Annotated in this window: 6 protein-coding genes, 2 tRNA genes and 1 pseudogene; 6 read left to right on the top strand and 3 right to left on the bottom strand. The window is 42.6% G+C overall.

Features of this window, described 5'->3' with window-relative positions:
* Positions 1–301: 301 nt before the first annotated feature.
* Positions 302–484 carry a hypothetical protein gene (locus HMPREF0106_RS28280; protein ID WP_009040165.1) on the bottom strand — a complete coding sequence of 61 codons (183 nt, stop codon included), beginning with the start codon at positions 482–484 and terminating at the stop codon, positions 302–304.
* Between the two features lie 30 nt (positions 485–514).
* Between HMPREF0106_RS28280 and HMPREF0106_RS11180 the strand changes: the two genes are divergently transcribed.
* Together HMPREF0106_RS11180 and glsA are read left to right on the top strand one after the other, a co-directional pair.
* Positions 515–1,957 (top strand): glutamate decarboxylase, encoded by a 1,443-nt coding sequence (locus tag HMPREF0106_RS11180; protein WP_008644927.1) that lies wholly within the window; start codon positions 515–517, stop codon positions 1,955–1,957.
* A 9-nt stretch (positions 1,958–1,966) separates the two neighbouring features.
* Entirely contained in the window at positions 1,967–2,932 is a 966-nt protein-coding gene (glsA, locus tag HMPREF0106_RS11185) for a glutaminase A (protein WP_008026136.1), read from the top strand.
* 432 nt (positions 2,933–3,364) lie between these two features.
* Here the strand turns inward: glsA and HMPREF0106_RS11190 are convergent, their stop codons facing one another.
* On the bottom strand, positions 3,365–4,144 hold the full coding sequence (locus tag HMPREF0106_RS11190; protein WP_009040164.1) for a potassium channel family protein: 780 nt from the start codon (positions 4,142–4,144) through the stop codon (positions 3,365–3,367).
* 216 nt (positions 4,145–4,360) lie between these two features.
* Here HMPREF0106_RS11190 and gadC point away from each other — a divergent pair, with 216 nt between their 5' ends.
* The gene (gadC, locus tag HMPREF0106_RS11195) at positions 4,361–6,052 is read left to right on the top strand and encodes a putative glutamine/gamma-aminobutyrate antiporter GadC (RefSeq protein ID WP_008026134.1); all 1,692 of its coding nucleotides are present in this window, start codon (positions 4,361–4,363) and stop codon (positions 6,050–6,052) included.
* 157 nt (positions 6,053–6,209) lie between these two features.
* On the opposite strand, the gene HMPREF0106_RS11200 is transcribed toward gadC, so the two are convergent.
* Entirely contained in the window at positions 6,210–7,472 is a 1,263-nt protein-coding gene (locus HMPREF0106_RS11200) for a sensor histidine kinase (protein ID WP_009040163.1), read from the bottom strand.
* 199 nt (positions 7,473–7,671) lie between these two features.
* Between HMPREF0106_RS11200 and HMPREF0106_RS11205 the strand changes: the two genes are divergently transcribed.
* The 3 genes and pseudogenes from HMPREF0106_RS11205 to HMPREF0106_RS27850 all read left to right on the top strand — a co-directional run.
* A tRNA-Phe gene (locus HMPREF0106_RS11205) sits at positions 7,672–7,744 on the top strand.
* A gap of 13 nt (positions 7,745–7,757) precedes the next feature.
* A tRNA-Pro gene (locus HMPREF0106_RS11210) sits at positions 7,758–7,830 on the top strand.
* 137 nt (positions 7,831–7,967) lie between these two features.
* A pseudogene (locus HMPREF0106_RS27850) lies at positions 7,968–8,180 on the top strand (transposase); the annotation flags it as partial.

Genomic DNA, 8,180 nt, shown 5'->3' with positions numbered 1-8,180 from the left:
ATCATTTAGTTCATTTCAGTACAGTTCTTAATTAAATGGGAATTTAGCGGTTAAATGGGAATTTTGCAGTTAGGCTGAAAGCCTTACAATTATATATTTATTGGGGTGCCCTGAAAGGGCTTAATTATATAGCGTAGGGCAACGCCCTACGAAAAAGACACACCAGCCACAAGCCCTGAAAGGGCGGAACTGTATACAATTATGCCCTTTCAGGGCGCAAATTCAGATTGTCGTTTTTACGTAGGGCGTTGCCCTACACTATATAATTAAGCCCTTTCAGGGCACTCCGCAAAATTATCATTTAGCTCATTTCTGCACGGAAATGACCAAGATTCACCTTTGTGTCCTCTGCGTCCTCCGTGGTGAATAGGCACGTTTCAATAAGGGCATCCTCCTCCTTAATAAACGCCAAATAATGTAAAACCCGGAAACTTTCAAAACTATCTGCTGTTGTTGTGGGAAATTCGACGGGGAAAATCCCCATCGCCCTAAACCTTTAAAAAAACAAATTAGTATGGAAGATTTAAATTTCAGAAAAGGTGATGCAAAAACCGATGTATTTGGTTCAGACAGAATGTTACAACCCTCTCCGGTAGAGAAAATACCTGATGGACCTACTACTCCTGAAGTCGCCTATCAAATGGTGAAAGATGAAACATTTGCTCAAACCCAACCACGTTTGAATCTGGCTACTTTCGTGACTACTTATATGGATGAATACGCCACTAAGCTGATGAATGAGGCCATTAACATCAACTACATTGATGAAACAGAATATCCGCGTATCGCAGTGATGAACGGTAAATGTATCAACATCGTTGCCAACTTGTGGAACTCTCCTGAAAAAGACACTTGGAAAACCGGTGCGCTGGCTATCGGTTCTTCGGAAGCATGTATGTTGGGTGGTGTAGCTGCCTGGTTGCGTTGGCGTAAGAAAAGACAAGCACAGGGCAAACCGTTTGATAAACCAAACTTTGTTATTTCTACAGGTTTCCAGGTTGTTTGGGAAAAGTTTGCACAGTTGTGGCAGATTGAAATGCGTGAAGTGCCTTTGACACTCGAAAAAACCACTCTTGACCCCGAAGAAGCTTTGAAAATGTGTGATGAAAACACCATCTGTATCGTGCCTATCCAGGGTGTTACATGGACTGGACTGAATGATGACGTCGAAGCATTGGACAAAGCACTGGATGCTTACAATGCCAAGACCGGTTATGACATTCCTATCCACGTAGATGCCGCCAGTGGTGGTTTCATCCTTCCGTTCCTGTATCCGGAAAAGAAATGGGACTTCCGTTTGAAATGGGTACTTTCTATCAGCGTATCCGGCCATAAGTTTGGTTTGGTATATCCGGGACTCGGATGGGTTTGCTGGAAAGGCAAAGAATATCTGCCCGAAGAAATGTCATTCAGCGTAAATTATCTGGGTGCCAACATTACACAGGTAGGTTTGAACTTCTCTCGTCCGGCTGCACAAATCCTGGGACAATATTATCAATTCATCCGTTTAGGATTCCAGGGATACAAAGAAGTACAGTACAACTCCCTGCAAATTGCTAAATATATCCACAGCGAAATAGCCAAGATGGTTCCGTTTGTCAACTACTCTAATGATGTTGTGAACCCATTATTCATCTGGTATCTGAAACCGGAATATGCAAAGAACGCCAAATGGACTTTGTACGATTTGCAAGACAAACTGTCTCAACACGGTTGGATGGTTCCTGCTTACACCTTGCCTTCCAAACTGGAAGATTATGTAGTGATGCGTGTCGTTGTCCGTCAGGGATTCAGCCGCGATATGGCAGATATGCTACTGGGCGACATCAACAACGCCATCACTGAACTGGAAAAACTGGAATATCCTACTCCTACCCGTATGGCTCAAGAAAAGAATCTTCCGGTAGAAGCTAAGATGTTCAACCATGGTGGTCGTCGTAAAACCGTAAAAAAATAAAAAAGATCTATGGATAAAAAAGTAACACTCGCTCAATTGAAAGAAGTGGTACAGGAGGCATACGATCAGGTAAAGACTAATACCGGCGGCAAGAACGCCGACTATATCCCCTACCTGGCAAATGTCAACAAAGATCTCTTTGGAATCAGTGTCTGCCTGCTCAACGGGCAGACCATCCATGTGGGAGATACTGACTACCGCTTCGGTATAGAATCCGTATCCAAAGTACATACGGCTATTCTGGCACTGCGCCAATATGGTGCCAAAGAAATCCTGGACAAGATTGGAGCCGATGCAACAGGCTTACCTTTCAATTCAATTATCGCCATCTTGCTGGAGAACGACCATCCGTCTACTCCATTGGTAAACGCCGGAGCTATCTCCGCCTGCAGCATGGTGCAGCCCATTGGCGACTCTGCCAAGAAATGGGATGCCATCGTAGGAAACGTGACCGATTTATGCGGCAGCGCCCCACAGTTGATTGATGAATTGTACAAGTCCGAATCGGATACCAACTTCAACAACCGTTCTATCGCATGGTTGCTGAAAAATTATAATCGGATTTATGATGATCCGGATATGTCATTAGACCTCTACACCCGTCAGTGCTCATTGGGAGTGACTGCATTGCAGCTTTCCATTGCAGCCGGCACAATCGCCAACGGTGGTGTAAATCCGGTGACTAAGAAAGAAGTTTTTGATGCCACGCTGGCTCCTAAAATCACTGCCATGATTGCCGCAGTAGGTTTCTATGAACATACCGGCGACTGGATGTACACTTCCGGTATTCCTGCCAAGACAGGTGTAGGCGGTGGTGTGATGGGGGTACTGCCCGGACAGTTCGGTATTGCCGCCTTTGCTCCTCCTTTGGATGGATCGGGCAACTCCGTGAAAGCGCAGTTAGCTATTCAATACATCATGAACAAGCTGGAATTAAATGTGTTTAGCAACAACCATATCACCGTTGTTGACTAAAAACTCTCTCGATCTCTTTTATAAGTAGGTAAAGGTTACTATCTCCCGATAGTAACCTTTTTCTATTCCTCCTTATCCCATTGATTTCCCGCTTGACTCCCCACCAGTGTTTTCAATACAAACGGTATTAATTATCAAATACAACAAATTAAATTTACCCCTATGCAACTCCAGTTATTAAAATGAGTATATCAGTGTCACTATTATTCACTCGGATAAGGTGGAACTTCTTCATTTAGAGACAGCAACTAACAACTGTTTGCCTCTGTCTCTTTTCTACAAAGATAGAAAGTTATTCCACTTTTCCTCCCCTTTTCCTTCCATGCTTATAAAGAAAAGTAATAATACTATTAAGAAAAGTATTTCTAAGCTGATTTTCAACACATTACAATTACTCTCATTCTATCTGTTTTTATCCGCCACACAAGCATATTATGTATTAACCTTCTGTACGACAGCTTTTTCTGCCGATTCCTTTTGGGCGGAAGCCTTTTTCTGTTGTTCCTCCTCTTCGTAATATTGCTTTCTACGCTTGTTGGATTGTTGAATCAGATTTGTAATATAAACCGTAAAGATAGGAAACATCATCATACCCAAGGCAGCCAGCAAAACGGAAAGCACGCGCCCGGTCACGGTCTGCGCTATAATATTCGACCCCACGGTAGTAACATCCATAAAAGCCCACCACAAGGCATCTCCATAATCATTCACCAATGGATTCACCCGATGCTCGAGCACAAAAAATGCCAGACTGGAGAAATAAACTGTTGCCAGCAACATCGTCAGATAAGAGACAAACAGGCTCGAAGCCCGGTTGTAAGTCAGCCAGCCGACCACAATAGCAAGCGCATATCCTCCTCTTAATAAAGGAATGAAACGAAGCAGATAGGTAATCTCATCCGAAAACGTCCATCCATAATATGCGATGATATTCTGATAAGGGATGGCCACCAATAAAAAGATAAAGTGTGTCCGCAAATAGCGTCCTTTATGTTTTGCCAAAAAGAACTCCAACACAAAATCGAAAAGAAACCAAAGGCAGATACATAGCTGTACCTTCATGTAAGAAGACTGTGTATAGAACGGAATTCCCTTAAAAGTATCCACCGAGATACTGATAACCAGAAAAAGAGACATTATTAATATAATAATGTGAAGAATACCATAAATCCCCTTTTTTCCGGAAATAAAATCTGAAAGCGCTGATTTCATAACTACTTAGTTTATAATAAAATGGTTCACATATAATTTAGATTGTTTAGAAACAATCGAGAAAAGTAATTGTTCCGAAACAGGTAAATCGGGGGTTACAATATCCCGTTCCGGCGATGTTAATTAACGAACTTTGAAAGAGATTGCGGAAACATCTCGCGCAAAATGTTGTTATAACACTGACTTTAAAATATTTTTCACTTAAAACCTTAACTTATGGCAAATATTAAAAATGCAGTGAAGCTGGGTGTGTTTACCCTTGCTATCATGAATGTTACGGCAGTAGTATCCTTGCGTGGACTACCAGCCGAGGCCGTATACGGAATGAGTTCGGCCTTCTATTATCTTTTTGCAGCTATTGTCTTTCTAATCCCTACATCGCTCGTTGCAGCCGAGTTGGCAGCAATGTTTCAGGATAAGCAGGGTGGTGTGTTCCGGTGGGTAGGCGAGGCCTACGGCAAGAAACTGGGATTCCTCGCCATTTGGGTGCAATGGATCGAAAGTACGATCTGGTATCCGACAGTATTAACGTTTGGTGCCGTATCTATCGCTTTCATCGGAATGAATGACGTACATGACATGTCACTGGCAAACAATAAGTATTATACGCTCGTCGTCGTACTTATCATCTATTGGCTGGCCACTTTCATCTCCCTGAAAGGTATGAGCTGGGTAGGTAAAGTAGCCAAAATCGGTGGTATGGTCGGTACCATTATCCCGGCCGGATTGTTGATTATCTTAGGAATCATTTACCTGGCAACGGGCGGACATTCCAATATGGATTTCAACAGTAGCTTCTTCCCCGACTTTACCAACTTCGATAATGTCGTTCTTGCTGCCAGTATCTTCTTGTTTTATGCCGGTATGGAAATGGGCGGTATCCACGTAAAAGACGTAGATAACCCTTCTAAAAACTATCCGAAAGCCGTATTTATCGGTGCGCTTATCACAGTGTTGATCTTCGTTTTGGGTACTTTCGCATTAGGTGTGATTATCCCTGCTAAAGACATCAACCTGACTCAAAGCCTGCTCGTCGGTTTCGACAACTATTTCAAATATATTCATGCTTCCTGGTTGTCACCAATCATTGCGGTCGCTCTTGCTTTCGGTGTATTGGCTGGTGTATTGACATGGGTTGCCGGTCCGTCCAAAGGTATATTTGCCGTAGGTAAAGCCGGTTATATGCCTCCGTTCTTCCAGAAAACAAACAAGCTGGGTGTACAAAAGAATATCTTGTTCGTACAGGGTATCGCTGTAACCGTATTAAGTTTGTTGTTTGTTGTTATGCCTTCCGTACAGAGTTTCTATCAAATTCTGTCACAGCTGACAGTTATTCTTTATCTGATTATGTACCTGTTGATGTTCTCCGGAGCTATCGCATTGCGTTATAAGATGAAGAAACTCAACCGTCCGTTCCGTATCGGTAAATCCGGCAACGGCCTGATGTGGTTTGTTGGCGGTCTTGGCTTCTGCGGATCATTACTTGCCTTTATTCTTAGCTTCATCCCGCCCAGCCAGATTTCTACCGGTAGCAACACCGTTTGGTTCTCCGTACTAATTATCGGTGCAATTATCGTTGTCGTTGCTCCGTTTATTATCTACGCTTCCAAGAAACCATCTTGGGTAGATCCTAATTCCAATTTCGAACCGTTCCATTGGGAAGTTCAGGCTCAACCTGCCACTGCAAATGTTAGTGCAAGCAGCGTTAATGCTCCGCGTCCTGCTAATGCAACTTCTGCACACACAGGAGGAACAACTGGGGCAAGCACAGCTACCCCCGGTGCAACCGCTTCTAATGCAGCAACTTCAGGCACAGCATCCTCCGGTTCAGCTTCCTTCGGAAGTTCCTCTGCCAGCAAAGCATCTCCGGGAACCGGAGACAAAGATAAGGATGCACCTAAGTCGTAAAGACTAAACATTCATCCTGTTCATTAAGAAGTTCAAGACAATTCGAAAAGCCTTGAATTTATAAAATCACCCTCACTACAGTCAAGTGAAGCATCTCCAAAAGTCAGATTTAACACTTTTGAGATACACTTCACAACTGTAGTAAGGGCGATTTACTTTATGGCTGTGGCTTAATCAATTCCGGCTTAATCACCCTCGGCAACACAAAGCTGAAAGTAGATCCCCGGTTGACCTTCGAATCGAGTTCGAGGTTTCCACCCAGGTTTTGGATAATCGTTTGCGAAAGAGTCAACCCAAGTCCCGTTCCTTGCATTTCACGATCAAGTTTTATGAAACGTGAGAATATCTTTTTCTGTTCCTCTTCCGGTATACCAATGCCTGTGTCGGACACAAAAAAGTAAACTTCTTCCATTCCTTCCAGGCGGCACCCGAAACGGATTTCACCCGACGCAGTAAATTTCATCGCATTATGTAAGAGGTTAGACAATACCTGAATGATACGTTCCCGTTCCGAATACATTATAATAGGTTGTACATGCGCCTCACAAATCAATTTTACCGACGAGTTATTCAATTTCGCCTTAAATATTCCATCCAATTCTCTCAACAAATCATTGACATCAAACTCCGTATAAACGAAATCTATCGTCCCCGACTCTATTTGAGAAAGATCGAAAATATCATTCACCAGGCGCAACAATCGTTCATTATTCTCTGCGAGAATATCAGCATACATTTTTCTTTCCTCTTCGCCGGAAGCCGACACCATCAAACCGGAAAATCCGACAATAGCATTGAGCGGTGTACGAACTTCGTGACTCATATTAGCAATGAAGGCAGATTTCAATTTCTCGGCAGAGATGGAATGTTCTTTTTCAATGGTCAGTAACCTTTGCACATTTTTCAGTTCTGTCACATCATAAACAGTCAACACCATATAATCTTGGCCATGAATATTCAAATAAGTACCCGATACTGATACATCGCAAGGAGTCACTGTCATTTCATCCTCACTCAACAACTTCATCGAAGCTTCCAGATTCTTAAAACTTGCTTTCTTATAAAAAGCCTTACCGATAGACGCACGAATACAACATAGTTTACACTGTTCGTGCTGACCACATTCACCGGCTGCTATCGCGTTTCTACAATGCAACAAATCCCCCACTCTTTTTGTAACTCCACCTACCTGAACAGGCAGACGGTTCAAAGAATAATAATTGGTGTCACAGACTACAAAATCCTTGTCAATCAATAAGAAGTAGGCATTGATGTTCTGCAAAACCAAAGCCAACTTCTTAAGTTCATTCTCTTTATTTTCTTTCGAATGTACCTCTTTTTGAAGTGACTGGCACTTTGCCCACACATAAATGAGGGTAGCTGATAGAACTATTATAATGATAATTGCCAGTGATGACATAGGATTAGAGTGTTTATAATGTTTTGATAGTTTCAGTGCGTAAATTTATAAAATATGCTGCATAAATAGTGAGTTATCTACATATTTATTCTAACACAAATACATTAATATTTTCATCGGTCAGAATTTGGCGAAATTTTCCCACGAAGTTATTGCGGTATTAAAAAATATACTTATCTTTGCACCCGCAAACGAGAAAGGTGCCATAGCTCAGTTGGTAGAGCAAAGGACTGAAAATCCTTGTGTCCCCGGTTCGATTCCTGGTGGCACCACTTCTTAAGCAATCGGAATGTAGCGCAGTTGGTAGCGCACTACGTTCGGGACGTAGGGGTCGGGCGTTCGAGTCGCCTCATTCCGACAAAATAAAGGGTAGCTTTCTGGATTACAGTAAGTTACCCTTTAATTTTATTTAGTCGCCGGGACGAAATCGGGACGGCAATGCAAGGCTCAGTCTGAAACCTTGGGGGATTGCGTTAAAATTCTTATTTTTGCATCATGAAAACATCCTCTTCCCAAACGATTGATCCTGTTGCTTCTTTAAGCTTGTTCTTGCCTTCAGGAATCCTTGATTATTTTACCCTAGTCAATCATGTTTCTCAGGATACTTGCTTTATTCTTTATTTAGAGGAGAAAGCCACTATTCCTGCTGAGTACTCAGATCTACATCTTCACTCAAAAGGTTTCCTCCCTGAGATTGAAGTTCAGGAC

Source organism: Bacteroides sp. D22 (assembly GCF_000163675.1).
GTDB classification, from domain to species: Bacteria; Bacteroidota; Bacteroidia; order Bacteroidales; family Bacteroidaceae; genus Bacteroides; species Bacteroides xylanisolvens.
This window is presented reverse-complemented; position numbering and strand designations above follow the sequence as displayed.

Excerpts from the sequence above, each read along its gene's own strand:
- HMPREF0106_RS28280 (WP_009040165.1), bottom strand. The coding sequence starts at position 484 with ATGGGGATTTTCCCCGTCGAATTTCCCACAACAACAGCAGATAGTTTT.
- HMPREF0106_RS11180 (WP_008644927.1), top strand. The coding sequence starts at position 515 with ATGGAAGATTTAAATTTCAGAAAAGGTGATGCAAAAACCGATGTATTT.
- glsA (WP_008026136.1), top strand. The coding sequence starts at position 1,967 with ATGGATAAAAAAGTAACACTCGCTCAATTGAAAGAAGTGGTACAGGAG.
- HMPREF0106_RS11190 (WP_009040164.1), bottom strand. The coding sequence starts at position 4,144 with ATGAAATCAGCGCTTTCAGATTTTATTTCCGGAAAAAAGGGGATTTAT.
- gadC (WP_008026134.1), top strand. The coding sequence starts at position 4,361 with ATGGCAAATATTAAAAATGCAGTGAAGCTGGGTGTGTTTACCCTTGCT.
- HMPREF0106_RS11200 (WP_009040163.1), bottom strand. The coding sequence starts at position 7,472 with ATGTCATCACTGGCAATTATCATTATAATAGTTCTATCAGCTACCCTC.